27 protein-coding genes and 1 pseudogene are annotated in these 24674 nt (G+C 53.4%); 8 read left to right on the forward strand and 20 right to left on the reverse strand.

What is annotated here, in order from left to right; genetic code table 11:
• Positions 1-6: 6 nt before the first annotated feature.
• The 9 genes and pseudogenes from CIK95_RS12480 to CIK95_RS13255 form a co-directional block, all read right to left on the reverse strand.
• Positions 7-2125: pseudogene (locus CIK95_RS12480) on the reverse strand (alpha-amylase family glycosyl hydrolase).
• Between the two features lie 5 nt (positions 2126-2130).
• Positions 2131-3018: an ACP S-malonyltransferase gene (gene fabD, locus CIK95_RS12485; protein WP_022311167.1), complete on the reverse strand. Its 888-nt coding sequence runs from the start codon at positions 3016-3018 to the stop codon at positions 2131-2133.
• Positions 3019-3203: 185 nt separating this feature from the next.
• On the reverse strand, positions 3204-3725 hold the full coding sequence (gene rplI, locus CIK95_RS12490) for a 50S ribosomal protein L9 (RefSeq protein WP_094386181.1): 522 nt from the start codon (positions 3723-3725) through the stop codon (positions 3204-3206).
• Positions 3726-3740: 15 nt separating this feature from the next.
• Positions 3741-4013 carry a 30S ribosomal protein S18 gene (gene rpsR / locus CIK95_RS12495; protein ID WP_094388205.1) on the reverse strand — a complete coding sequence of 91 codons (273 nt, stop codon included), beginning with the start codon at positions 4011-4013 and terminating at the stop codon, positions 3741-3743.
• Positions 4014-4015: 2 nt separating this feature from the next.
• Positions 4016-4360: a 30S ribosomal protein S6 gene (rpsF, locus tag CIK95_RS12500; protein WP_022310308.1), complete on the reverse strand. Its 345-nt coding sequence runs from the start codon at positions 4358-4360 to the stop codon at positions 4016-4018.
• Between the two features lie 216 nt (positions 4361-4576).
• Entirely contained in the window at positions 4577-5479 is a 903-nt protein-coding gene (locus CIK95_RS12505; protein ID WP_094467155.1) for a hypothetical protein, read from the reverse strand.
• A 22-nt stretch (positions 5480-5501) separates the two neighbouring features.
• Positions 5502-6167, reverse strand: coding sequence for a hypothetical protein (locus CIK95_RS12510; RefSeq protein WP_144007835.1), 666 nt, complete (start codon positions 6165-6167; stop codon positions 5502-5504).
• A gap of 8 nt (positions 6168-6175) precedes the next feature.
• Positions 6176-6679, reverse strand: a complete 504-nt coding sequence (locus tag CIK95_RS12515; protein ID WP_094467157.1) for an RNA polymerase sigma factor — start codon at positions 6677-6679, stop codon at positions 6176-6178.
• A gap of 63 nt (positions 6680-6742) precedes the next feature.
• Complete coding sequence (locus tag CIK95_RS13255) at positions 6743-6895, reverse strand: hypothetical protein (RefSeq protein WP_158214727.1); 153 nt, start codon at positions 6893-6895, stop codon at positions 6743-6745.
• A gap of 58 nt (positions 6896-6953) precedes the next feature.
• On the opposite strand from CIK95_RS13255, the gene CIK95_RS12520 reads away from it, so the two are divergent.
• The 3 genes from CIK95_RS12520 to CIK95_RS12530 are packed head-to-tail and all read left to right on the forward strand — an operon-like array spanning position 6954 to position 8973.
• Positions 6954-7139 (forward strand): hypothetical protein, encoded by a 186-nt coding sequence (locus CIK95_RS12520; protein WP_022310305.1) that lies wholly within the window; start codon positions 6954-6956, stop codon positions 7137-7139.
• A gap of 10 nt (positions 7140-7149) precedes the next feature.
• Positions 7150-8385, forward strand: a complete 1236-nt coding sequence (locus CIK95_RS12525) for a M64 family metallopeptidase (protein WP_094467172.1) — start codon at positions 7150-7152, stop codon at positions 8383-8385.
• A 3-nt stretch (positions 8386-8388) separates the two neighbouring features.
• Positions 8389-8973: a lipopolysaccharide assembly protein LapB gene (locus CIK95_RS12530; RefSeq protein ID WP_022310303.1), complete on the forward strand. Its 585-nt coding sequence runs from the start codon at positions 8389-8391 to the stop codon at positions 8971-8973.
• Between the two features lie 75 nt (positions 8974-9048).
• On the opposite strand, the gene CIK95_RS12535 is transcribed toward CIK95_RS12530, so the two are convergent.
• From CIK95_RS12535 to mazG, 8 genes are all read right to left on the reverse strand, one after another.
• The gene (locus tag CIK95_RS12535; protein ID WP_144007836.1) at positions 9049-9489 is read right to left on the reverse strand and encodes a hypothetical protein; all 441 of its coding nucleotides are present in this window, start codon (positions 9487-9489) and stop codon (positions 9049-9051) included.
• A 22-nt stretch (positions 9490-9511) separates the two neighbouring features.
• A complete protein-coding gene (locus CIK95_RS12540) occupies positions 9512-9856 on the reverse strand; it encodes a hypothetical protein (protein ID WP_144007837.1) in 345 nt (114 codons plus the stop codon).
• A 43-nt stretch (positions 9857-9899) separates the two neighbouring features.
• The gene (locus tag CIK95_RS12545; protein ID WP_094467159.1) at positions 9900-10439 is read right to left on the reverse strand and encodes an RNA polymerase sigma factor; all 540 of its coding nucleotides are present in this window, start codon (positions 10437-10439) and stop codon (positions 9900-9902) included.
• Positions 10436-11974, reverse strand: a complete 1539-nt coding sequence (locus CIK95_RS12550; protein ID WP_254046472.1) for a L,D-transpeptidase family protein — start codon at positions 11972-11974, stop codon at positions 10436-10438. The genes CIK95_RS12545 and CIK95_RS12550 overlap by 4 nt, the downstream gene beginning before the upstream one ends.
• A gap of 3 nt (positions 11975-11977) precedes the next feature.
• On the reverse strand, positions 11978-12286 hold the full coding sequence (locus CIK95_RS12555; RefSeq protein ID WP_022310298.1) for a T9SS type A sorting domain-containing protein: 309 nt from the start codon (positions 12284-12286) through the stop codon (positions 11978-11980).
• 90 nt (positions 12287-12376) lie between these two features.
• The gene (locus tag CIK95_RS12560; protein ID WP_094467160.1) at positions 12377-13294 is read right to left on the reverse strand and encodes a ribonuclease Z; all 918 of its coding nucleotides are present in this window, start codon (positions 13292-13294) and stop codon (positions 12377-12379) included.
• A gap of 4 nt (positions 13295-13298) precedes the next feature.
• Positions 13299-13871: a hypothetical protein gene (locus CIK95_RS12565; RefSeq protein WP_094467161.1), complete on the reverse strand. Its 573-nt coding sequence runs from the start codon at positions 13869-13871 to the stop codon at positions 13299-13301.
• Between the two features lie 10 nt (positions 13872-13881).
• Positions 13882-14736 carry a nucleoside triphosphate pyrophosphohydrolase gene (mazG, locus tag CIK95_RS12570; RefSeq protein WP_094467162.1) on the reverse strand — a complete coding sequence of 285 codons (855 nt, stop codon included), beginning with the start codon at positions 14734-14736 and terminating at the stop codon, positions 13882-13884.
• A 95-nt stretch (positions 14737-14831) separates the two neighbouring features.
• On the opposite strand from mazG, the gene CIK95_RS12575 reads away from it, so the two are divergent.
• Positions 14832-17543 (forward strand): valine--tRNA ligase, encoded by a 2712-nt coding sequence (locus CIK95_RS12575; RefSeq protein ID WP_094386202.1) that lies wholly within the window; start codon positions 14832-14834, stop codon positions 17541-17543.
• 23 nt (positions 17544-17566) lie between these two features.
• Positions 17567-18730 carry a clostripain-related cysteine peptidase gene (locus CIK95_RS12580; protein WP_094467163.1) on the forward strand — a complete coding sequence of 388 codons (1164 nt, stop codon included), beginning with the start codon at positions 17567-17569 and terminating at the stop codon, positions 18728-18730.
• A gap of 3 nt (positions 18731-18733) precedes the next feature.
• Here CIK95_RS12580 and ald read toward each other — a convergent pair whose 3' ends face one another.
• The gene (ald, locus tag CIK95_RS12585; protein WP_094386206.1) at positions 18734-19843 is read right to left on the reverse strand and encodes an alanine dehydrogenase; all 1110 of its coding nucleotides are present in this window, start codon (positions 19841-19843) and stop codon (positions 18734-18736) included.
• A 140-nt stretch (positions 19844-19983) separates the two neighbouring features.
• Entirely contained in the window at positions 19984-20262 is a 279-nt protein-coding gene (locus CIK95_RS12590; protein WP_094467164.1) for a hypothetical protein, read from the reverse strand.
• A 103-nt stretch (positions 20263-20365) separates the two neighbouring features.
• On the opposite strand from CIK95_RS12590, the gene CIK95_RS12595 reads away from it, so the two are divergent.
• A complete protein-coding gene (locus CIK95_RS12595) occupies positions 20366-21031 on the forward strand; it encodes a B3/4 domain-containing protein (RefSeq protein WP_094467165.1) in 666 nt (221 codons plus the stop codon).
• A gap of 9 nt (positions 21032-21040) precedes the next feature.
• The gene (gene ligA / locus CIK95_RS12600) at positions 21041-23020 is read left to right on the forward strand and encodes an NAD-dependent DNA ligase LigA (protein WP_254046473.1); all 1980 of its coding nucleotides are present in this window, start codon (positions 21041-21043) and stop codon (positions 23018-23020) included.
• 75 nt (positions 23021-23095) lie between these two features.
• On the opposite strand, the gene CIK95_RS12605 is transcribed toward ligA, so the two are convergent.
• Entirely contained in the window at positions 23096-23845 is a 750-nt protein-coding gene (locus CIK95_RS12605) for a DUF5020 family protein (protein ID WP_094467175.1), read from the reverse strand.
• A 122-nt stretch (positions 23846-23967) separates the two neighbouring features.
• On the opposite strand from CIK95_RS12605, the gene trmD reads away from it, so the two are divergent.
• The gene (gene trmD / locus CIK95_RS12610; protein WP_022310288.1) at positions 23968-24657 is read left to right on the forward strand and encodes a tRNA (guanosine(37)-N1)-methyltransferase TrmD; all 690 of its coding nucleotides are present in this window, start codon (positions 23968-23970) and stop codon (positions 24655-24657) included.
• The last annotated feature ends 17 nt before the right edge of the window (positions 24658-24674 follow it).

Raw genomic sequence — 24674 nt, forward strand, 5'->3', positions numbered from 1 at the left:
ATTAAGTTATTGTACGATTTTGAATCTTATTCGGAAGCTGCGCTTCTCTTCGTCCCAATTGGTGCCGAGCAGAGTAAAATGGCCAATCTGCCCAGTAGAGCGCACATGCTTGCCGATACATGGGCAGACATCGTAATCGCCGATGCGTACCAGCCTGATGGTTTCGCTCGCATCCTCGGGCAAACGGTCGATATGAACACCCTCGGGAATATGGTCACGGTCTACAAACTCATAAGTTACAGGCATGTCCTCATCAATGAGGCGGTTCATCTCATCTTCGATGAACTTCTCTTCCTTTCGGGTGGGCTTGTTGGCGAGCTGATAGGTTATCTTGCTCTTCTTGCGCTCGATGTGAGCATTACGACTTCGCTCACACCCATACTGACGTACCATCAGCTGATTGAGCAGATGCTCGGCAGTATGGGCAGGCGGGAATTCCTCCTTGTTGTGTTCGTTCAGAATCAATTCGTCCATGATATTATTGTTTGATTTTGTATACTACTCCACCATAAGCCGGAACGGCGACATTGACAGCCTCGTTGACCGCAAGATGCAACTTGGCCTTACCGTCACTCAACAACTCGACAGCGTCGGCATCCCCCTCTGCGATACCCATATACTCAAAGGCATGCGAAGGAATAATGACACCCGTATCGATGGCCTCGGCTGCGAAATTGGCAACCACCAGAAGCAGCTCGTTATCCTTCTTGCGCAGGAAGGCATATTGAGATTGGGCCAGATGACCATTAACATACATCAGGTCAAAGGTCAGACCTCTGCTTGCCGCCTTCTCTTTCTCAGCAATGAGCATCACGCGCTTGTAGGCATCCATCAGTTTGCGTTCCGACGGTGTTTTCTTGCGAATATCGAAGTATCCGTGGTTGACACTGTCCATGCTCCAATAGTCGAAGATAGTGCTACGACCATCGCGACCACTGAAGCCTTCCTTGTCCATACCACGCTCGCCGAGTTCTTGACCAGCGTAGAGCATATAAGGATTGGCGTGGAGCAGACAACTCACTATGTGGGCGGGATAGGCAGCCCAAGGCTCGCCGGCGAAAAAGTCGCTCGCAATACGCTGCTCGTCATGATTTTCCAGGAAATAGAGCATGTGGTCGCGGATATCGTCGGTCTGCTGCCATTGCGTTGTGATGTCAGAGGCCCAACGACGGCCACAGACGATGTCACGCAGACTGTCATACATGCCCACCTTATCATATAGGAGGTCAAAGCCAGCCCCAATATAAGTACGGTAGAGCGAAGGATTGTAGACCTCGCCGATAAAGATGATATGCGGATAAGCCGTTTTCACCACCTTGGTGGCGTAAGCCCAGAACGCTGCGGGAACCATCTCTGCCATATCACATCTGAAACCATCCACTCCCTTGCCTGCCCAGTACATCAGGATGTCTGTCATCTTGGTCCACGTATCGGGAATGGGGTCAAAATGCTCAGAGCGACCGCCTGCATCACAATAGTCAACGCCATAATTGAGCTTGACGGTCTCATACCAGTCATTACGACCAGGACGATTGTCAAAATGGTCATTGCCGGTAGCTCGGGCAGGAGCCTCGTGATAAGTCTGACTATCGGTGACATCGCCCAAGTCAAGCGGCTGCCCCCAGCAGTAATAGAAGTTGTTGTGGGTGGAAAAGTGCATGTTGACATCATCGTCTTCACCCAAATCTCTTACGCCCTTGGGCTTGCATACAGAGTGGTACTGACGCGCCACATGGTTGGGCACGAAGTCCATGATTACCTTCATCCCCGCCTTGTGCGTCCTTGCGATGAGACACTCCCACTCCTGCATACGCTTATCGACGTCGACAGCCAAATCGGGGTCAATGTCATAATAATCGGTAATGGCATAGGGAGAACCGGCACGACCCTTGACCACCTCGGCATTCTGAGCCGGAATGCCATAAGCCGTGTAGTCGGTCTGCGAGGCATGACGCAACACACCGGTAAACCACACATGGGTCACACCCATAGCTTTGATGCGCTTCAGCACCTGCGCATCAATGTCATTCATCTTCCCAGAACCATTTTCGGCAACCGAACCCCACTCTTTACGAGTGGTGTTACGATTGCCGAAAAGTCTGGTAAATATCTGATAAACTATCATATCGTTCAGGCGATACCGCGCACAGCCACGGTTTTGTCTATACGACCTATCATACCTTGCAGCGCCTTTCCAGGGCCACACTCCGTGAAGTCATCGGCACCGTCGGCAATCATAGCCTGCACGCTGGCAGTCCAGCGAACCGAACTGGTGAGCTGGGCTATCAGATTGGCCTTGATTACCTCAGGCTCAGTGTGGGGCTTGGCGTCCACGTTCTGATAAACGGGGCACTTGGGCGCATTGAATGTAGTCTTCTCGATGGCGGCCTCAAGTTCGTCCTTGGCGGGCTGCATCAGAGGAGAGTGGAAAGCGCCACCAACCTTCAGGGGCAGAGCTCGCTTGGCACCGGCTTCCTTCAGCTTCTCACAGGCGGCATTGATGGCATCTACATTGCCAGAGATAACCAGCTGGCCAGGACAGTTGTAGTTGGCAGCAACCACTACATTACCATCGGTAGACACTTCAGCGCAGATTTCCTCAACCTTCTCATCGGGCAGACCGATGATGGCAGCCATAGTACCAGGGTTAGCCTCGCAAGCCTTCTGCATGGCATTGGCACGGGCAGCCACCAGTTTCAGACCATCCTCAAAGCTGAGCGCACCTACTGCTACAAGAGCAGAGAACTCACCGAGTGAGTGACCGCCAACCATTGCTGGAGCGAACTCGTCGCCCAGGCAGAGAGCAGAGATTACACTGTGCAGGAATACAGCAGGCTGGGTAACATTAGTCTGCTTCAACTGCTCGTCGGTGCCTGCAAACATGATATCAGTGATTTTGAAGCCGAGGATTTCGTCGGCCTTGTCAAACAATTCTTTTGCCAATGGATTATTGTCGTAGAGCTCCTTGCCCATGCCGACAAACTGTGAACCCTGTCCGGGGAATACAAATGCTTTCATTATTATCTTATTACTTAATACTTATTACTTTAGTGCAAAGTTAGTGAAAACCGAGCGCAATACAAAATAAATCACATTTATTTTTATGTACGCGCGAGGCACCGCCATACATTATGGCACAAAAAAAATCCTAACCACGCAATTGCAGTTAGGATTTCTATTGAGATTTGCTTTACAGCGCAAACTTATTCAGCTGCGGGAGCCTCGGCAGCAGCCTCAGCAACAGGAGCCTCCTCAACGGGAGCCTCAACGGCCTCCACGGGAGCGTTCTCGGCAACGACCTTAACAGGAACCTTTACCTCTACCTCCTTGTGGAAGTGAACGGTAGCCTCGTAGTCGCCAACCTTCTTGGCATCGTGCATGGTAACAATCTTGCGGTCGATGTCGAAACCCTTCTTAGCGAGAGCCTCTACTACAGCAGCAGCGCCTACCGAACCGTAAGTTACACCAGTTGCAGAAACCTTAGCTTCGATTACCAGCTCTACACCATTGAGAGCCTCAGCCTTCTTCTCAGCCTCAGCCTTGAGGGCAGCCAGCTTGTGAGCCTGCTGCTTAAGGTTCTCAGCGAGTACCTTCTTGGCGCTGGGCGAAGCGATAACACCCTTGCCTGTGGGGATAAGATAGTTACGACCGTAACCACTCTTAACGTTCACAATATCGTTCTTGTATCCAAGACCGATGATATCTTCTTTCAAAATAATCTCCATTGTGCTTCCTCCTTTTTATTTCATCAAGTCAGTTACATAAGGAAGTAATGCTATCTGGCGCGCACGCTTTACAGCCTGGGCCACACGACGCTGATACTTCAGAGATGTGCCAGTAATACGACGGGGAAGAATCTTACCCTGTTCGTTCAGGAACTTCTTCAGGAACTCAGGATCTTTGTAGTCGATATACTTAATACCGCTCTTCTTGAAGCGGCAATACTTCTTCTTCTTTACATCGATAGAAGGAGCTGTCAAGTAACGTACTTCTGAATTGTTCTGCTCTGCCATGATTAAGCCTCCTCTTTTTTACCAAGTTTTGCGCGACGCTTTTCGGCGTACTGAGCAGCATACTTGTCAAGTTTAACGGTCATGTAACGGATAACCTTCTCGTCGCGGCGATAGCCAGTCTCGAGAGAGTTAACGATAGTTGGCTCAGCCTTGAATTCCAACAGGCAGTAGAAGCCTGTAGATTTCTTCTGAATAGCATAAGCCATTTTCTTCAGTCCCCAGGTCTCCTCGTTCAGAATCTCTGCGCCTTTATCAGTGAGCAGTTTCTTGAATTTAGCGACCGTTTCCTTCATCTGTTCATCAGACAAAACGGGAGTCAAAATGAAAACGGTTTCGTATTGATTCATACTGTTTATAAATTAATAAATGATTAATATTTGCGCACTATCGACAGCCGAGCCGAAACCCACTGCCTCAAAATGCGGTGCAAAGGTACTGCTTTTTTTCCTGACTGACAAACATTTCGAGGATTATTTCATTATTTTTTTAATCAGACAAGTCCTCCTGGCAACCATCGTTGACAGTTGCCGGAGGACTTTCTGAGTTGAGAGAGATTTCTATAATCAGTTTTTGAGCAGCGTGAGCGCAGCGTCGAGCAGCGTGCTGTTGACCACATCCGACTCGCAACGACGCACGCCTTCTACCAGCTTGATGCAAGCCTTCTTGTCGTTGGCATCAAACGTCTTGCGACCCAGATTGCACAGGGTTACCAGTCGGTTGGCCAGTATCTGGCGGTATTCCACATCCTTTGCTGCGCCATCTGAAAAGGCGAGCGACGTATAGGCCGAACATACCGATGTTACAGCCGTCAACAGACTGGAAGAGGTAAACTTGGTGGCCTTGTTGGCGATATCCAGATTGGAGTAGACCCGCTTTCCGCTACCATCTACCATCAAGATGCTGTCGCTCTCGGTGCGTAGCACTCTGCGGCCTTCGGTCTGCTTCGATGCCTTCTCTCGCTGCACCACCGGGTCAATGTTATAGAACTTCAGCAGCGAACCATTCATCTTTTTCCCAGACATCCACCACACCAAAGCATAGACATAACGTTTTTCCTTGTTCAGCGGGTCGCGCAGGTAGAGGACATCGTAGTTGCGGTCGATATACACGCCCAGCCTATAGCTCAGGGCGTTGTCCTTGCCATAACCTATATTATTGGACTTGGCTATCGTACCGGCCTTGCGGAAATTAGACATGTAAGCCAGAGCCACATTGGGCCGCATAGTCTTGGCCTCGAAGTCATCGACCAGCTTTCTTTGCTCCTTGTCGATGACAAAGTTGTAGAACTTGTGATAACCGCCTTCATACTCCTGGGCCTCGCTATTGGTGATGGCACCCATGTCTATGAGGGTCTGAGCCAGCTGCGCAAATGCTACATCAATAGGCTGCTTGGGCGAGGCAGTAGAGGCGACAGCCGCCATGGCTGCGAGCACTGCCAACAAGATAAAACGCTTGATTTTCTTCATATTCAGTTTTCTCCTTTATATTTTAATAAACTTCTTCTTCGAGCAAAGCCAAGGCTTCATTGACGATGGCGTTTTCGCGGTTAGCTCCCTCCATCATAGCCTGCTGGTAGAGCTGCTCATCGTCGCGCTGCGCCTCTTCCACGCATTGTGCCACAAAAGCATCGATGGCGTCGGAGAGAGAGTCGACGAACTCCTTTCGGCGCGCCTCGGCATACAGGGGGTGCGGAGGCGCCGGCGTGTACATATATTTATGATAACGGCGCGCCTTGGGCTTCTCGCTCTTCACACTGTCTGCCTTGGGGACTGAGGGTGCAGGGACAGCGGCACCCGAGACCGTGTCTACGGGAACAGCTGCTATCTGTACACTGTCTGCCGACGGCGACGACGGGCTGAGAGCGAGCGTCATGACCACAGCCACGGCCACACAGGCGGCGGCAATCATAGCCACCCTGAGGGCGATGCTCCTGGCCACAGACGGCGACCTGCCCGCTGCCACGGGAGTGACAGCCACATCCTCTTCGGGCATGCCGGCATCAAAGTAGGCAAACATCTGCCGATAGTCTTCCAAGTCGGGAGCCTCCTCGCGACGGGCGTCAAACCACCGGGCTATCTCCTGCTCCTCTTCCACCGTGGTCTGGCCTTCCATAAACCTCGTGAGGAGTTGTCTGATTTGCTTTTCGTTATACATTGTTATATTTATGTACGTTGATTACGTTTTCTGATATCGGCGAGCAGCTGTCTGCGTGCCTTTGAGAGCAGCGTGGCCACCGAGGCCGGCTTGATGCCGAGTATGGCAGCTATCTCTGCATTGTTCTTCAGTTCTATCTGTCGCAGCCGCAACACCTGATGCTGCATGGGCGGCAGAGCCTGGAGTCTGCGCTGCAGCCATGCATCGGTCTCCTCGGCCTCGATAGCGACATCGGCAGCCGCCGAGGGCTGGACAACAGCCACTCCCGTCGTCAGCGATACCGTGTGAGATTGGCGCAGCATGTCGAGCGCCCTGTTGCGGGCAGCCACCACAGCCAGTCCACGGGCATGACGGGCGGAGGAGATATTGTCGCGCAGCGTCCACAGCCTCAGCATTATGTCTTGGGCCACATCTTCTGCGCCCTCGACACCGATGCCGGCAGCGGCAGCCGAACGGACGGCTGACACGCGCAATTCTGCGGCCATATCGGTAAACTCCTTTTCGCTCATCATGATTTTCGCTATGCTACTCTATAAACGCGGAAACACGCGATTTATCAACCGATTTAACACACATTAACCTAAATTTCTTCTGACGACGCCGATTGTACCATCGATGGCCGCCAAGATTAATTCGTGGTTGGAAATAGTGGTTGCACGCCGCGATTTGGATAATTCCGAGTTTGAAATCTCCATTTCCCACTCTGCAATCAATTTGATGACCATCATGATAAAAAATAAATGATTTTATTTTGTTCTCCTATCGGTTTGCACTACCTTTGCAATAATGAAAAAGATAGATTTCACCCGAATAGGCAAAGGGGCGCCTTACGCCCTCGTGACGGGCATGGTCTGCTTTGTGGCAGCCTATGTCATAACCAACCCCTGGATCAAGAACTCGCTGCTGCTGGCTGGTCTGGCTGCGGTAGTGATAAGCGTGGGGCTATACATCACGGCTTGGAAACACGAATAAGACAATGGATATGAAGCATATAATGACGACTCTGCTCGCCCTGGCACTGTGTGCGACGGCCACGGCACAAGACTTTGACAAGTATTTCACCGACAGCACGCTGCGGCTCGACTACATCTTCGAGGGCAACGCCCGGCAGCAACACATCGCTCTCGACCAGCTCAACGTGAGCCCCCGATGGTATGGCAAACGACAGCGACTGGCCGAACTGCCGGTACAAGGAAACGGCCAACTGACCGTGCGCGACCACAAGACCCGCACCGCCATCTATCGCAACTCGTTCTCCACGCTCTTCCAGGAATGGCTCAGCTATCCCGAGGCAGAGGGCGCGGCACGCTCGTTTGAGAACGTGTTTCTGATGCCCATGCCCAAAGACACGGTAGAGGTGACAATAGACCTGCGCAACAACCGCCAGGAGGTCATCGCAAGCTACACCCACACGGTGGTGCCCAGCGACATCCTGATACGTCGCATCGGCAAGAAGCCTACGCCCTACACCACCCTATGGCAAGCCCGCGACACCACACGCTGCATCCACATAGCCTTCGTGGCCGAGGGCTACACCGAGGGCGAGATGGAGACGTTCGTAGCCGACGCCCACACAGCGATGGATGCCATCTTTGCCCACGAACCCTTCAAGAGCATGCGCGACAGGTTCAACGTGGTGGCAGTGAAGGCCGTCTCGGCAGAGAGCGGCACATCGTCGCCGGCAACAGGCGAATGGAAGAACACGGTGCTGGGCTCCCACTTCGACACATTCTACAGCTCGCGCTATCTGACCACACTCAGGCTGAAGACGCTGCACGACGTGCTGGCTGGCACTCCGTATGAGCACATCATCGTGCTGGTGAATACCGACCAGTATGGTGGCGGCGGCATACTCAACTCGTACAACCTCGCCATGACCCACCATCCCAAGTTCCGCCCAGTGGTGGTCCATGAGTTCGGCCACAGTTTTGCCGGTCTTGCCGATGAATACGCCTACGACTTTGAAGACATCCCCATGTATCCTCACGATGTGGAGCCATGGGAACCTAACATCACGACCAAGGTGGACTTCCGCAACAAGTGGGAGAACCTGATAGGCACCGACAGCCAGGCCGGTTTCTACGAGGGAGCGGGCTACAGCCTCAAGGGCGTGTATCGCGCCTATCCCGACTGCCGCATGCGCACCAACGAGAACCCCGAGTTCTGCAAGGCTTGCCGTCAGGCGCTCGTCAGACTCATCAATTTCTACACCGAATAAGCCATGCCGCTGCGCCATACGCTGACTACGATAGCCATACTCGTGGCTGCCACGCTGCCTCTGCACGCCCAGCAGGCCGACAAGGAGCAGCTGGGGCGAGCCATAGAGTATTTTCAGACGGCCAAGTATCATGAGTGCATGCTCATCCTGGCACGGCTCGACAGCGTATATACCATCAATCCGCGCTTTAGGGCATTTCTCGGCGTGTGCTATTACTACGAAGGCCAATACACCAAGGCAGCAGACTATCTGGAGGCGACCATCCCGCAGCTCAGAGCCTTCTCGCCCCAGGAGTTGGGGCTCTACAACTGGCTCTGCGGCGAATGTCTGTTCAAGCAGGAGCAATGGCAGCGCGCCATAGCCTACTACGAAGCCACCACCCTGATGCGCCACGGCAACGAGAAGGCCGACGCGCTCTACCGCTTAGGCTTCTGCTACATCAATCTGCACGATATGCGGGTGGCAAAGGACTATCTTGAGAGCGCACTGGCGTACTATGAACGGGCGGGAAGCCCTGACTACAAAGCCCGAGTGGCACAACTGCGCAACATGACGGCTGCCCTAAGAAACTATCTGGGCGAAGAATAGACACAAAAAAGACGGGAAGAATGTCGGCAACAATCATCTGCAACATTCTTCCCGTCTCTCTATAAACGGATGGGGCTATTTCTCTCTCGGGGCACGAGGACAGCGGGCTGCACGGCGGAAAGCCTGACGATGGAAGCAGTCTTCGGCACGAAGAATCTTCATCACCACGCGGCCAGGCAGAACAGCCAGAAACTTGCGGTGATACTGCTGCTGGATGCGGCGTATCTGCACATCGATGTTGTCCATGCGATGGATGGCGCGGGCACAGGCGTTGTCGTCGCCGAAATCGGCCATGCGGCGATACTGGCGCATCTCATCGAAGAGGGCACGCTGCTTGGTCTGCATCTCACGGAAAAGAGGCAGGAACTTATCTATCTGGGCAGGCGTGAGATCTGCTTCCTTGACAATGAAAGTCTCCATATCCGCCTGAAATCGTCGGGGGTTGAAATCGTGCTCTGTGGCAGCCGCCACGACAACGAGCAGCAGAGTGATGGACATTATCAGTATTCTTTTCATGCTATACCTTATTATATATACATTAATACTCAGACAGCGAAGCATACATATCGCCCTTGTCGTACATGGCATAGTCGGCCATCTCGTCGATAGAAGCATCGATGGCATGCTGCTCGGCAAGAGCCTTGGTCTGCTGATGCTGCGTATGGGCCAGATAGACAGTAGATGTAAGCAACAGGCCTGCCAGACAGGCTGCTGAAGCCACATAATAACGGTAACGGTGCCACCATGAATGATGGACAACGGCAGGCTGGTCATCAAGACGGGCCATAAAGTCATCGGCAAAATGGTCGAAATATCCTTCAGGCACCGTAAAAGGATTGCGGTGGTGACCAGACTGCATGTCATTAAGATTGATTTCGCTCATATTCATTCACTTTATACGTTTGACGATTGTATCTTCGAATAGTTTAATCACGCTGCTTAATATAATCCAAAACTTTCTGGGCTGCAATGTGGTAATTGGCCTTTAGAGCGCCCTCGGTACGCTCGAGCATCTTGCTCATCTCTGAGTATTTCATCTCATCGTAATAGCGGAGCAGGAAAACCGTGCGCTGCATGTCGGGAAGTTGGGCAATGGCTTCCTGCAAGAGGGCCTCGGTGGCGTCGCCGTCGAAATACTCGTCAGCCATCAGGTGCCGGGCGGCGTAGAGGTCGGCATCGGCGTCGGCCACGTTCTTCTTGCGGCGCAGAAAGTCGAGCGACTCGTTGACGGCAATACTGTAGAGCCATGTGGAAATCTTGGAATCGGCCTTGAACCTGTCGATATTCATCCACGCCTTCATCAGCACATTCTGCATCACATCGTCGGCGTCGTCGTGATAGAGCACAAAGTGTCGTATCTTCCAATACAGCATCTCGCTATACTGGCTGACGATGAGCCCGAATGCCTTGCGCTTGGTCTCGGGCGACGCGAGCATCTTCAGAAGTGTGTTGTCGTCGACTGTCATCGGTAATTGTTCAGATATCGGTTGATTACGGCATCATAACCATAGATGTCGGCATACTCACACATATGACCCTGGGGGTCGGGATAGAGGGTGTAATAGGTAATGAACAACGGCACTACCGGGTCGAGGCTCTTGGAACGGATAACCATACGGCGCTTGAGCGTATCAGCTTGGGCTTCGCCGTCGCGGGCCAGCATGGCTGTCATCGAATACTGTATCTTGGCTTTGACCGACGGGGCTTTGTCGGCGAGAAGGAAGACAGCCAGGTCGTAGGGGCGCTCAACTCGCACGCAACCATGAGAGACTGCGCGCACAGCACGTCTGAAAAATCCGCGGGATGAAGTGTCGTGGAGATAAACGGAGAAAGAATTGGGGAAACGGAATACTATACGCCCCAAGGAATTGCCCTCGCCACCTTTCTGCACAACCGAATAGGCGGACGAAAGCAGCATTTCTGATGTGAAATGTGGCCAGGAGACGGTCTTACCCGTACTGCGCTCGCGCACAATGTAATGGTTGCGGGCGAAATAGGCACTGTCGCCGATGTGGCGTACCACGCTGTTGCGGATAATGCTCCTCGGGATAATCCATTGAGGGTTGAGGTCCATACGGGAAATATCGCTGACGAGCAGAGGGGTCTTGGTAGACACGGCTCCCAGTCCTACACGCATCTGCATGGTGGTCTCGCCGTCGACAGCGGTCAGCATAAATGCCGGCACATTGACCATCACATATTTGGGGCAAGTCTGGGGATGTCGGTGGGTGCGCCAGCGGCGGCGCTCCATATTGGCCATTATCCGCGAGTAGGCTGGCGTCTGCGGCGGAGTGGTCTGCAGCATCTGCGCAAACCGCCGATACAGAGAGTCGACGGGCTGGACATCGTGCAGGAAGACGGCTACGCTGTCGGCCTCGACCTTGGCGAGAGCGCGCTGGTAGAACGCACGGTTAGGGGTGTCCATCCCAACATCAAAAAGGGTGCGATAGCCGAGGCTTATACGCGCCGTGTCGACGAGGTCAATGCGGTTGAGAAGCACGCGGGGGTTGACATAACCGAAGCGTTGGCCCGTCACATAGCGCAGATATGACTTGGTAAGATTGTACTCCAGCCGAGCCACGACACGACTGGCTGTGTGGAGCGTGTCAAACTGCAGGTGGCGCATACGATGGAGGTCGGCCTCTATCTGGGACACACGAAAACGATTGGGACTGAAGCCAATCTTGTCGACATGACGCAGATAGGCCAAGAGAGTGTCAGCCCGGCGGTCGACGCCCTGACGGTCTACCCAAAGGAGGCGTCCACCCTGCTGGTAATAATTGCGAAGAAAATAATCGGAAGCGACCGTATCTCGGTCATCGCGCACTTGGCGGTCCAAATGCTGCTTGAGACGCGACAGGCTGACCACATAGTCAGACACACGCATCGTGGAAAAATCATCCAAGGTAAGGTCGCGGTTGGGATTGACATCCTTTTCGCTACAGGTGACAAGCGAAAAGGCGGCAACCGCAATAAAGAATAGTTTCAGGAGGCTCGACACGGACTACTTGACAGAGATTTTGCGAACACACTTGCCCACCTTTACGATATAGCAACCCTTGGGCAAGCTGAGTTCAAAGCGCTTGTCTTCACCTTCTACTTTGACGTTCATCACTCTTACTCCAGCCACGTTGTAGATTTGAAGGACCTCTCCCTCAGCACCGGTAACACGCAGGATGGAGTTGGCGTAAGATATAGAAATCTGCTGGAAATCGGTCTCCACAATCTCTATGCCTGGGTTGGCCATCGCCGACGACGGCATGGCAAAGGCGACGAACAAAGCAAAAACAGATACGAGTATATTTTTTATCATAAGCCTTTCAATATTGTATTTCAATGCAAAAATAGGTAATTTATCGCACACTATCCATCATTTGCACGAACAAAATGAGCGTCATTAAAACTATTTAACATCTATCACCATGCCTTCATTGGCCAAGACGGTGTTGGGGAAGATGGCAACGGCCTCGTCGAGGATAGTCTGCTCGTTCTCATAGCGGGCACTGAAATGTCCCAAGACCAACTTGCCGACTCCGGCGGCCCGCGCTACCTTTGCGGCTTGCTCCGATGTGCTGTGGTAGTAGAGCTTGGCGCGGTCGGCGCAGGCTTTGTCGTAGGTACTCTCATGATAAAGCACGGTAGCGCCTTCCACGAGCTTATGCAACTTGGGCATATAGCGCGTGTCACTACAGTAAGCATAGCTGCGAGGTGGGTCTGCAGGGAAAGTAAGGCGCGAATTGGGGACTACAGAGCCATCCTCGGTCGTCCAGTCTGCGCCGTTCTTGATGTTGGCGATATGACATACGGGGATATGATAGAAGTCTATCATGTCCCGACGTATGTGCGGGAGTGTCGGTTTCTCACAAAAAAGGAAACCGCAACAAGGCATACGATGCTCAAGGGGAATGGTAGTCACCGTGAGGCTACGGTCTTCATAGATAACGGTAGTCGCCGCGGTATCAATCGCATGGAACTCGACCTTATATTCAAGTCCCTGACAGTAAGCTTGCATCTCCACCTCCAGGATGGGTTGCAACTCCGCCGGAGCATGGACATGCAGCGGTGCTGTACGCCCCAACATGCCGAATGTGGATATCATCCCGATAAGCCCGAAGCAATGGTCGCCATGCAGATGGGAAATAAAAACGTGGCCAATGCGCGAGAAACTCACGCGCGAACGACGGAGCTGTATCTGGGTGCCCTCTCCGCAGTCTATCATGAACATCTTGTCGCGCAGCTCTACCACCTGCGCCGATGCATTGTGGCGCAGCGTGGGCAGCGCACTGCCACACCCGAGTATATGTACCTTGAATGATTCCAAAACGTTAATCGTTACTATTCACAGGTTGGCGCTTGAAGGCGTAGATGCCCTGATGATTTTCGAGATATAGGCTGTCGGCTCCCAGAACGTCAATGCCAAAGGTGTCACGATTGAGAATGAGCTTGCAATTGCATATCTTCCACGCCGTCCAAGGGTTGCTTTCGGCTTTGACTGCCGATGCCACTGTTCCACCTTCCTGTATTTCAAAGTTCTTGTCAATGCTGGTCCATCTGCCGAGCAACGTGGTGATGTTGATGGCCTGCGAGGCTTGCATCTCTCCATCACTATTCTTGAAGCCGACAACTGCCATGCGGTCGCCGACCAACATTCCGCCTTTGACGGTCATCTCCACATCGTCGGCATCCAACATATAGGTTATGGTGTCGCCCTCGTCGGTCACCAATTCAAGAGAATGCATCGACGTGCCACTTCCGCACACTCCATAGACCGTAGAATCCGGCGTCTCCATAACCTCCACGCTATCCGCGTCGGCATTATTGTCCGCGTTCTTCTGTCCTCCGCATCCCATCATCATCATTACGACTCCAATGGTCAAGATAAAACATACCTTCTTCATTGTATATCTTTTATTGGTTATCATTCTCATTGTATTGGTTATCATTCTTGCGTTCCTGACACTTAGCTTCATTCCAGAGGTCATCCATCTCCCCGAGAGTCATATCTTTAAGCTCTTTTCCAGCCTCTTTGGCCTTCTGCTCTACGTAGCCAAAGCGGCGGATGAACTTCTGGTTGGTCTGCTCGAGCGCGTTGTCGGGATTGAGATGATAGAGACGAGCGGCATTGATGACGCTGAAGAGGAAATCACCAAGTTCCTTTTCAGAGTTGATAGCGTCGTCCTTGGCGAGTTCAACCTCAAGCTCGTTGAGTTCTTCCCGCACCTTATCCCAAACATCTTCACGTTTCTGCCAGTCAAAGCCCACATTGCGGGCCTTGTCCTGGATGCGGTAGGCTTTGATGAGCGAAGGCAGCGAGGCTGGCACACCGGAAAGCACGGTCTTGTTGCCGTCCTTTTCCTTTTGTTTGATTTGTTCCCAAGTCTGCTCCACCTCCTCGCTGTTGTGCGGCATGTCGCCCGAGTCCGTCTTCGGATCATCCCGCCATCCCGTCCAATCTATAAATGGATGACGGAACATCAGCTTGCGGGCCTCTTGGTTGCAGACATCAGCGATGTCAAATTGGCCGGATTCGTCTCCAAGAATGGCATAGAACAGCACATGCTCCATGACATCACCGAGCTCCTTTTTCACATTATGCATATCATTGTTCATCAATGCGTCAGCAAGCTCGAAGGTTTCTTCAATGGTATTGGGACGCAGACTCTGAAACGTCTGCTTGCGGTCCCAGGGACACTCTTTGCGAAGGCGCTCCTGGACATCAAGCAGGTGGCCAAAGGCTTCTATTTTAGCTTCTCTCGTATTCATTGTTATATTTTTTCTATGCAAAAGTAAGTAAATTTCAATAAATTCTTGTAACTTTGCAATGATTTTTTTAACATGTTATTATTAATCCGAAAAATATGGAATTAGCAAGTAAGTACGACCCACGTGAAGTGGAGTCGAAATGGTACAAGTACTGGCTTGACAACAAACTCTTCAGCAGCAAGCCAGACGGAAGAGAACCATACACCATTGTCATCCCACCTCCCAATGTAACTGGCGTGTTACACATGGGTCACATGCTCAACAACACCATCCAGGATATTCTGGTGCGACGCGCCCGCATGGAAGGCAAGAATGCTTGTTGGGTACCCGGAACCGACCACGCCTCGATAGCGACTGAAGCCAAGGTGGTGAAGAGACTTGCTGAACAAGGTATTAAGAAGCATGACCTCACCCGCGATGAATTCCTGAAGCATGCTTGGGACTGGACCAACGAACATGGTGGCATTATCCTCAAGCAGCTACGCCGTTTGGGTGCATCATGCGATTGGGACCGCACCGCATTCACCATGGATGAGAAGCGCTCTCAAAGCGTCATCAAAGTTTTTGTTGACCTCTACAACAAGGGACTTATCTACCGCGGACTGCGCATGGTAAACTGGGACCCCAAGGCCCAGACTGCACTCAGCAATGAGGAGGTTATCTACAAGGATGAGCAGTCCAAGCTCTATAATCTTAAATATTACATTGCTCCTGACTGTGATTGCTCGGATATTGACCAAGCAGCCGAAGGCAATGTCATCCATAAGGACGAGAAGGGTTACTATGCAGTGGTAGCCACCACGCGCCCTGAGACCATCATGGGCGACACCGCGATGTGTATCAACCCCAAAGACCCCAAGAACCAATGGCTTAGAGGCAAGAAGGTTATCGTACCACTCGTGGGACGTGTCATCCCCGTCATCGAGGACCGCTATGTAGACATAGAGTTTGGTACAGGATGTCTGAAGGTTACCCCTGCACACGACACCAACGACAATATGCTGGGCAAGACACACCATCTCGAGACCATCGATATCTTCAATGCCGACGCCACCATTTCCGCGGCGTCTCCGCTGTATGTCGGCATGGACCGTTTTGACTGTCGTCGCCAGATTACAAAGGACCTTCAGGCCGCCGGACTTATGGAACGCATCGAAGACTATAATAATAAGGTGGGCTATTCAGAGCGAAACCCCGACACGGCGATAGAGCCACGCCTCTCCTTACAGTGGTTCCTTCGCATGCAGCACTTCGCTGACATCGCCCTACCTCCCGTTATGGACGGCGAGATGAACTTCTACCCCGCCAAATACAAGACTACATACAAGAACTGGCTCGACAACATCCAGGATTGGTGCATTTCGCGCCAGTTGTGGTGGGGTCACCGCATACCCGCCTACTTCTATGGCGACGGCGAAGAAGACTTCGTGGTAGCCGAGACCGCCGACGAGGCGCTGAAGATGGCTCAGGCAAAGACCGGCAATGCCGCTCTGACCGCTGATGACCTCAAACAGGACGAAGATGCACTCGATACATGGTTCTCCTCATGGTTGTGGCCCATCTCCCTCTTTGATGGCATCAACAACCCAGGCAACGAGGAACTCAATTATTACTACCCCACCAGCGACCTGGTTACCGGACCAGACATTATCTTCTTCTGGGTAGCCCGCATGATTATGGCTGGCGAGGAGTACACCGGCAAGATACCGTTCAAGAACGTCTACTTCACCGGTATCGTACGCGACAAGCTGGGCCGAAAGATGTCCAAGAGTCTCGGCAACTCTCCCGACCCCATCGAACTTATCGAGAAGTTCGGCGCCGATGGCGTGCGCATGGGCATGATGCTCTCCGCCCCCGCCGGCAACGACATCCTCTTCGATGAGAGCCTGTGCGAGCAGGGCCGCAACTTCAACAACAAGATTTGGAATGCCTTCCGTCTGGTTCAGGGATGGACCGTTGCCGACGGCGAGCAGCCCGAGGCAAGCCGCATAGCCACCGAGTGGTTCGACGCCAAGCTCAAGCAGACCAACGAGGAGGTCGACGACCTCTTCCGCAAGTACCGCATCTCCGAGGCATTGATGGCTGTCTACCGCCTGTTCTGGGATGAGTTTTCCAGCTGGTACCTCGAGATGGTCAAGCCCGCCTACATCAATGGCGAAGCCCAGCCCATCGACCGCGCCACTTACGACAAGACACTGCGCTTCTTCGAGACACTGCTCAAGATGCTGCACCCCTTCATGCCGTTTATCACCGAGGAGCTGTGGCAGCACATCTACGACCGCAAGGATGGCGAGAGCATCATGCGCGACGCGCTGAAGGTTTCCGCTCCCACCGAGGCCGAACTTACCCTCATCTCGCAGATTGAGGAGGTGAAGCAGATAGTAAGCGGCGTGCGCATGGTACGCAACCAGAAGAACATTGCGCCCAAGGAGCAGTTGGCTCTGCAGGCCATCGGCACCAACGCCTTCGCTGCCTACAACGCCGTCATCACCAAGATGGCCAACCTCAGCAGCATCGACGTAGTGAGCGACAAGGATGCCAGCGCCAGCGCCTTTATGGTGGGCACTCACGAGTTTGCCGTACCTCTGGGCGACCTCATCGACGTCGAGGCCGAGATAGCCAAGGCCGAGGCACAGCTCAAGCACCTCGAAGGCTTCCTCATGGGTATCCGCAAGAAGCTCGCCAACGAGAAGTTCGTCGCCAATGCCCCCGAGGCTGTCGTAGCCATGGAGCGCAAGAAGGAGAGCGACTCGCTCGAGAAGATTGCAGCACTCCAGGAGTCGATTGCTGAGCTCAGAAAGAAATAGAACTCATTAAATACTTAATCATTATGAAGCGTTTTCTCGGTTTGTGTGTGTGTTTCGTGACCCTGTTGTTTACCTCTTGTAGCGACGACAATGCTCCGACACCGCCAGAGACCCAGAAAACGCTTTTTCTTTACCTTCCTTGGTCGTCTACTGGCCAACCTCCCTACCAGCGCAATCTATATTCGTACTTTATCAACAACATTGAGAATATAGAAAGGGCCATCCGCCAACAGGGCGGGATGGGCAATACGCGCCTGCTCACTTTCATCTCGCAGTCGCCTACCTACTCTGCATTGGTAGAAATCAGGTATCAGGGCAACCAGTGCGTCCGCGACACGCTCAAGCGTTACAATGCCTACGACTACACCAGTGCCTCGGGCATAGCTGCACTCTTAGGCGATGTCAAGACCGCCGCCCCGGCTCCCCGATATGCCATGGTCATCGGATGCCATGGCAACGGATGGATTCCAAGCGGTGTCAAGGACTATTACCGTAGCCGCTCGTTTGGCGGAATCGACGCCAAGTTTCAGACCGAGCTCTCCGACCTTGCCGAAGGCATCAAGAGAGCAGCCATGCCCCTTCAGTTCATCGCCTTCGACGACTGCTACATGGCGGGAGTCGAAGTGGCATACGACCTAAAGGACGCCACCGACCATATCATCGCCTCCACCTCAGAGATTATGGCCGACGGACTGCCTTACTACCGCATCTGGCGCCACCTGGCTGCCACCAGCCCCGATTATCAGTCCATTGTCAACGAGTTTCATACCTATTACACCCAGCACACCTATCCCTACGGCACGCTCTCGGTGATAGACTGCCGACAGATGGACGCTATGGCTGCGTGGATGAAAGACATCAACGGCCGTTACACCTTTGATGCCACCCATATCGACCGTCTGCAGAAACTCGACGGTATGGCACAGACCATTTTCTTTGACATGAAGAGCTACATCGATGACCTCTGCGATGCCAATGACCGCAGCCAGTTTGACTATCTGGTCAAGCGACTTGTGCCCTACCACACCCACACCAATGCCGTGTATACCGACCTGAGCGGGTTCAATGGCGGCATAAGCACCATCCCCGTCACCACGTTCTGCGGAATAACAATTTCCGACCCTACTACCAACAGTTACGTAGCGGGCCGGAAATCTATGACTGCTTGGTGGCAAGCCACCCATTAGGAGTTAATCTACCTGAGCCGGTTCATAAGGCATACCCCATACATCGGCCACAGCCTTGAAGGTTATCTTGCCCTCTACCACATTCAGGCCTTTATACAGAGCCGCGTCTTCACGACATGCTTTCTTCCAACCCTTGTCTGCCAGAGCCAAGGCATACTTCAGCGTAGCATTGGTCAGAGCGGCGGTCGACGTGTTGGGCACTGCACCGGGAATATTTGCCACGGCATAGTGTACGATGCCATCCACCTCATATACGGGGTCGCTGTGTGTTGTGGGATGCGAAGTCTCAAAGCAGCCGCCCTGGTCTATCGCCACATCCACCAGCACCGTTCCGGGTTCCATCTCCTTCAGCATATCGCGGGTGATGAGGTGCGGAGCCTTGTCGCCCGGCACCAGTACCGAACCTACTACGATATCTACATCCTTCAACTCCTTGCGTATATTGTGCTCGGTCGAGTATAGCGTATGCACATTGGCGGGCAGTTCGGCATCCAACTGGCGCAGACGAGGCAGACTGATGTCTGTGATATACACCTCTGCCCCCATTCCAGCAGCCATGCGCGCAGCCGCTTCACCCACGATGCCGCCGCCGAGTACCAGCACCTTGGCGGGCTTCACGCCGGGCACACCACTCATCAGCTTGCCCTTTCCGCCCTTGGTCTTCTGCAGATAGTAGGCACCGTTGATTGACGCCATGCGGCCTGCCACCTCGCTCATCGGAACCAGCAGAGGCAACCTTTTGTCTGCTGTCTGCACCGTCTCGTAGGCCAGACACACCGCACCGCTCTTGACCATGGCCTCGGTCAATTCCAAATCGCAAGCCAGGTGGAAATAGGTGAATACCAACTGTCCATGCTTCAGCAGAGGATATTCGGGCTTGATGGGCTCTTTGACTTTTATAATCATTTCAGCCACATCATACACCGCTTCGATGGTGGGCAGTATCTTGGCACCCACCTTCTCGTACGCCGCATCGGCAAAGCCACTGCCATCGCCGGCTGTATGTTGTACAAACACTTCGTGCCCGTGTTTTACCAGTTCGGCCACGCCGTCGGGGGTCATACCCACTCGGTTCTCGTTGTTCTTGATTTCTTTTGGAATACCGATTTTCATGATTATATTGGTTTTTAATTGATTAATTGCTGCAAATATAATAAATAATCACATTCTCCAAACATTTTTCTTCGTTTTTTTTCAAACTTTATCCTTTCACTTACGATTTGTAAGCACATCGAGCCTGCATCGGCCGCCATTCACGCCACCTTTTTCACCCACGTGGTCTCCCGTGGGGGCATCTTCTGACCGATAGTCGGCGGAATGAAAACCATGCTGATGAACTTAAAAATAATTGCGTGGTTTGATTTCAGGATTTCCAACCATGATTTCTTCATTTCACACTTCGATTTTACCGTTTCGCAGTTCGCAATCAGTTTCCACTGCATCTCGGGCAGAAATCGGGATATTCCGATGATTTCGTGGGGCACTGTCCTCCACATCGTTTCATGCTCCTGCGCTTTGGCAACAACTGCCATGATAGCGCCGCTTCATAGGGATGTCGCCAAGTTTTTGCCGACAAATTACATCTATGTCTTATTTTTTTCGTAATTTCGCAACATAGTAACCAACAGTATCACCATGCGCATAATAGTATCTGACAAGATAGAAAGCGTGTGCCCCGAGTTTGTGGGAGCACATGTAGAGATATACGTACACAACAGCCCATACTCAGCAGGACTCTGGGGCGAGATAGACCGACTGGGCCAGGAGTTCAGGCAGACCCTGACGACAGAGACGCTCAAAGACATTTCGGGCATAGCAGCCACCCGACAGGTCTACCGCGCCTGCGGCAAAGACCCGTCGCGCTACCGTCCTGCTGCCGAAGCCCTCATCCGCCGAATCCTCCAAGGCAAGCAGCTCTACCAAATCAATACGCTGGTAGACCTTGTCAATCTGGCGAGCATACGCTATGGCTACAGCATTGGCGGTTTCGACGCCGACAAGTTTGAGGGCGACACGCTCACCCTGGGTGTGGGCCGTGCCGGCGAACCTTACGAGGGCATTGGCCGCGGCACCATCAACATCGAGGGTCTGCCCGTCTATCGCGACGCCGTGGGTGGCGTGGGCACTCCCACCTCCGACAACGAGCGCACCAAGATAGACGACAACACCACCCACCTCGTGGTGCTCATCAACGGGTATGACGGTTGCGAGGCCGACGTGCGCGCCAATGCCGAGTACATTCTCCAGCTGGCGCGCGACTACTGCGACGGTACCGACGGAAGCTACTATATATATAAATAAGGTAAAACTATGGAACAGAATACTGACAGCCGCGTGGCACAGATGCGCCAGTGGATAGAACAGCTCAATGCGGCGTCTGCAGCCTACTATAATGGCAAGGAAGAGCTGATGACCGACTACGAATGGGATGCTCTCTTCGACCGGCTCAAGGCTATGGAGACGCTCACGGGCATCACGCTCGACGGCTCGCCCACTGCCAAGGTGTCAGAAGACAACATCGCCGGCAAGAAGGAAGACCATGAGTTTGCCGCCCTGTCGCTCGCCAAGACCAAGAGTCCTGCCGACCTGGTGAAGTGGGCCGAGGAGCGCCCCATCTGGATGTCGTGGAAACTCGACGGCCTCACCCTCGTGGTGACCTACGACGAGGGACTGCTCAGCAAGGTCGTGACGCGCGGCAACGGTCATACCGGCACCAACATCACCCACCTGGCGCCAGCCATCAGCGGCATCCCCCAGCACATAGACCATCAGGGCCACCTCGTGATACGTGGCGAGGCGGTAATATCCTACAAGGACTTTGAGATATTCAATATGGAGAGCGACGAAGAGTATGCCAACCCCCGCAACCTGGCTTCGGGCTCGCTCACGCTGAAAGACATCAACGAGGTAAGCCGCCGCCACATCCAGTGGATAGCCTTTACGCTGGTCTATACCGACGAGGCTGTCGGTTCGTGGGGCGACCGCATGGTGCTGTTGGACCGATTGGGCTTCACCACCGTGGAGCGCGAGCTGATAGCCACGCCCACCCTCGACAACATAGACCACAGCATCGATGGCTGGACCCACAAGGTCACCAGCGGAGAATGCCCCTTCCCGGTAGACGGCCTGGTAATCGTCTATGACGACACGGTCTATGCCTCTACCGGTTCGGTCACGGGGCACCACGCCACCCGCGCCGGCTACGCCTTCAAGTGGCAGGACGAGAGTGCGCAGGCCCAGCTGGACCACATCGAGTGGTCGTGCGCGGCATCGACCATCTCGCCCGTGGCGGTCTTCACTCCCGTAAGCCTCGAGGGCACCACCGTGAAGCGCGCCTCGCTCTGCAACATCAGCGAGTGCGAACGCCTGGGCATAGGCGGCCCCGGCACTACCCTATCGGTAATCAAGGCCAACAAGATTATCCCCAAGGTGATAGAGGTGATACAGACCGTGGGCACACTCGACATCCCCGCCACCTGCCCCGTATGCGGCGCACCCACCGAGGTGACCGAGAGTGCAAGCGGCACACGCACGCTGCACTGTACCAATGCCGACTGCGCCGCCAAACAGCTGCGCAAGTTTGCACGGTTTGTCTCCAAGGCTGGTGCCAACATCGACGGACTGAGCGAACAGACCATCGCCAAGTTCATCAACCTGGGTTGGGTGAGCGAATATGCCGACCTCTACCACATGGACGAGCATGCGCTGGAGCTGTCGATGATGGAAGGCTTCGGGCGCAAGTCAGTAAGCAACCTGTTGCGCAGCATAGAGAAAGCACGCACGATCAAGGCGCGCCAGTTGCTATACGCTCTGAGCATACCTCTATGCGGCACCGACGTGTGCAAGCGTCTACTCGCCGCATACACCTTCGAAGAGTTGGTAGCCGAGTCCTCTCAGACCGACAACCCTGAACACTTTGCCCACATCGACGGCATAGGCCCCGAGAAATCGGCTGCTGTAGTGGAGTGGTTCCACAATCCCACGCACAGCAGGATGGTGACCCGTCTGCTCGCCGAGATAGAAATCGAGGCAGATGCCACCGCGCCAGCCGGCGCCCGTTGCGAGGGAATGACATTCGTAGTGACCGGCGATGTGCACCACTACAAAAACCGCAACGAGCTCAAGGCCTATATCGAGAGTCAAGGCGGCAAGGTTACAGGTAGCGTAAGTCGCTCGACCCACTACCTCATCAACAACGATGTAACCTCTCAGTCGGGCAAGAACAAGAAAGCCCAGGAGCTGGGCATCCCCATTATCAGTGAAGACGAGTTCGTCGAGCGTTTCGGATAGACACTGCATGAAGCAAAAGAGAGCGGCTGACAGGCATATAACCCGTCAGCCGCTCTCTGTATATGGTCTCCAAGTTTAGAAAGTCCACTTGGCTGCCACCGTGGGGATGGCATAGAACTTATTGTTCTCACCCCGATTGTTCCACACGAAGTTGTTGGACAGCTCGACCTCACTACCAAGACTCAGATGGACATCATCCCATCCCTTGAGCTTGTCCAAGTTAACCCAGAACTGGGGTTCGCTCAGGAAAATGTAGTGACCCCGCACGCTCTGGTCATACCAGAGGTCGGCAAAACCGCTGAAGGTGCAAAGACCCTTGGCAAAATTGATGCCCCAAACTGCTGTAGCCTGGAAACTGTTGAAAGCACGCATGTCTTTGTGAGCATTCTTGAAATAATACTTATACATAGCCTGCAGCGAGAATGTGCGGGAGAAGTCGGCACTATGCCAGTTCCACGCACCACCAAGGAGAGCCGCCTGCTGGAAACGGTTGCCATAATAACTGTTGTCCATACGGCCGGTGCTTACACCACCGTCGTACTCTACATGGGCAGCCCACTGCTTGTTGGCAGAAAGGTTGAACTCGCGGCTAATCTCCCAATAAGCGCCCATCACTCCGTCGCTCTCATAATCGAGGTCGGTGAAGAAATAGGTGCTACCCCAACGGTCGGGCTTGAACAACTCGATAGTGGTGGTTACACTCTGACGCTCGGAAAGGTCATTGTAAAGCGAGCGACCCAAATCATAATGCAACTGGACATTCTGTGCGAAGCCAGAAACGGCAGCCACGGTGAAGGCTGCAAGCATAAGTAATCTCTGTTTCATATGATACATGTTTATAAAAATAGTCCAAAGATAGTGCAAAGGTACGAAAAAGAGCATAAATATAAGAGATGGTTGGCAAAATTGTCGTAACTTTGTAGATGAAATTCAGAGAAATAGACACTATGAGAATAGATATCATTACCGTTCTGCCCGAAATGCTCGAGGGCTTTGTTCACGAATCTATCCTGGCACGTGCCCAGAAGAAGGGACTGGCTGAGATACATCTGCACAATCTGCGCGACTACACCAAGGACAAATGGCGCCGCGTGGACGACTATCCCTACGGCGGTTTTGCCGGCATGGTGATGCAGATAGAGCCCATAGACCGCTGCATCAGCGCCCTCAAGGCCGAGAGAGACTATGACGAGGTAATCTTTACCACCCCCGACGGCGAGCAATTTGACCAGCATGTGGCCAACGACCTGTCGCTCAAGCAGAACCTCATCATCCTGTGTGGCCACTACAAGGGTATAGACCAGCGCGTGCGCGACCACCTCATCACCCGCGAAATCTCGGTGGGCGACTACGTGCTCACCGGTGGCGAACTGGCTGCTGCCATCATCTCGGATGCCGTGGTACGCATCGTGCCGGGCGTGGTGGGCGACGAGCAGAGCGCTCTGTCGGACTGTTTCCAGGACGACATGCTCTCAGCGCCTATCTATACACGGCCGGCAGAATACAAAGGCTGGCGTGTGCCCGACATCCTGCTCAGCGGCAACGAAGCCAAAATCAAGGACTGGGAGATAGAGCAGAGCTATGAGCGCACCCGCCGTCTGCGCCCCGACCTGCTGGAACGGCAGAAGAAGGGATAACCCCCCCTCTCCCCCAT

Origin of the sequence: Prevotella sp. P5-108 (genome assembly GCF_002251385.1) — a bacterium.
Classification (GTDB): domain Bacteria; phylum Bacteroidota; class Bacteroidia; order Bacteroidales; family Bacteroidaceae; genus Prevotella.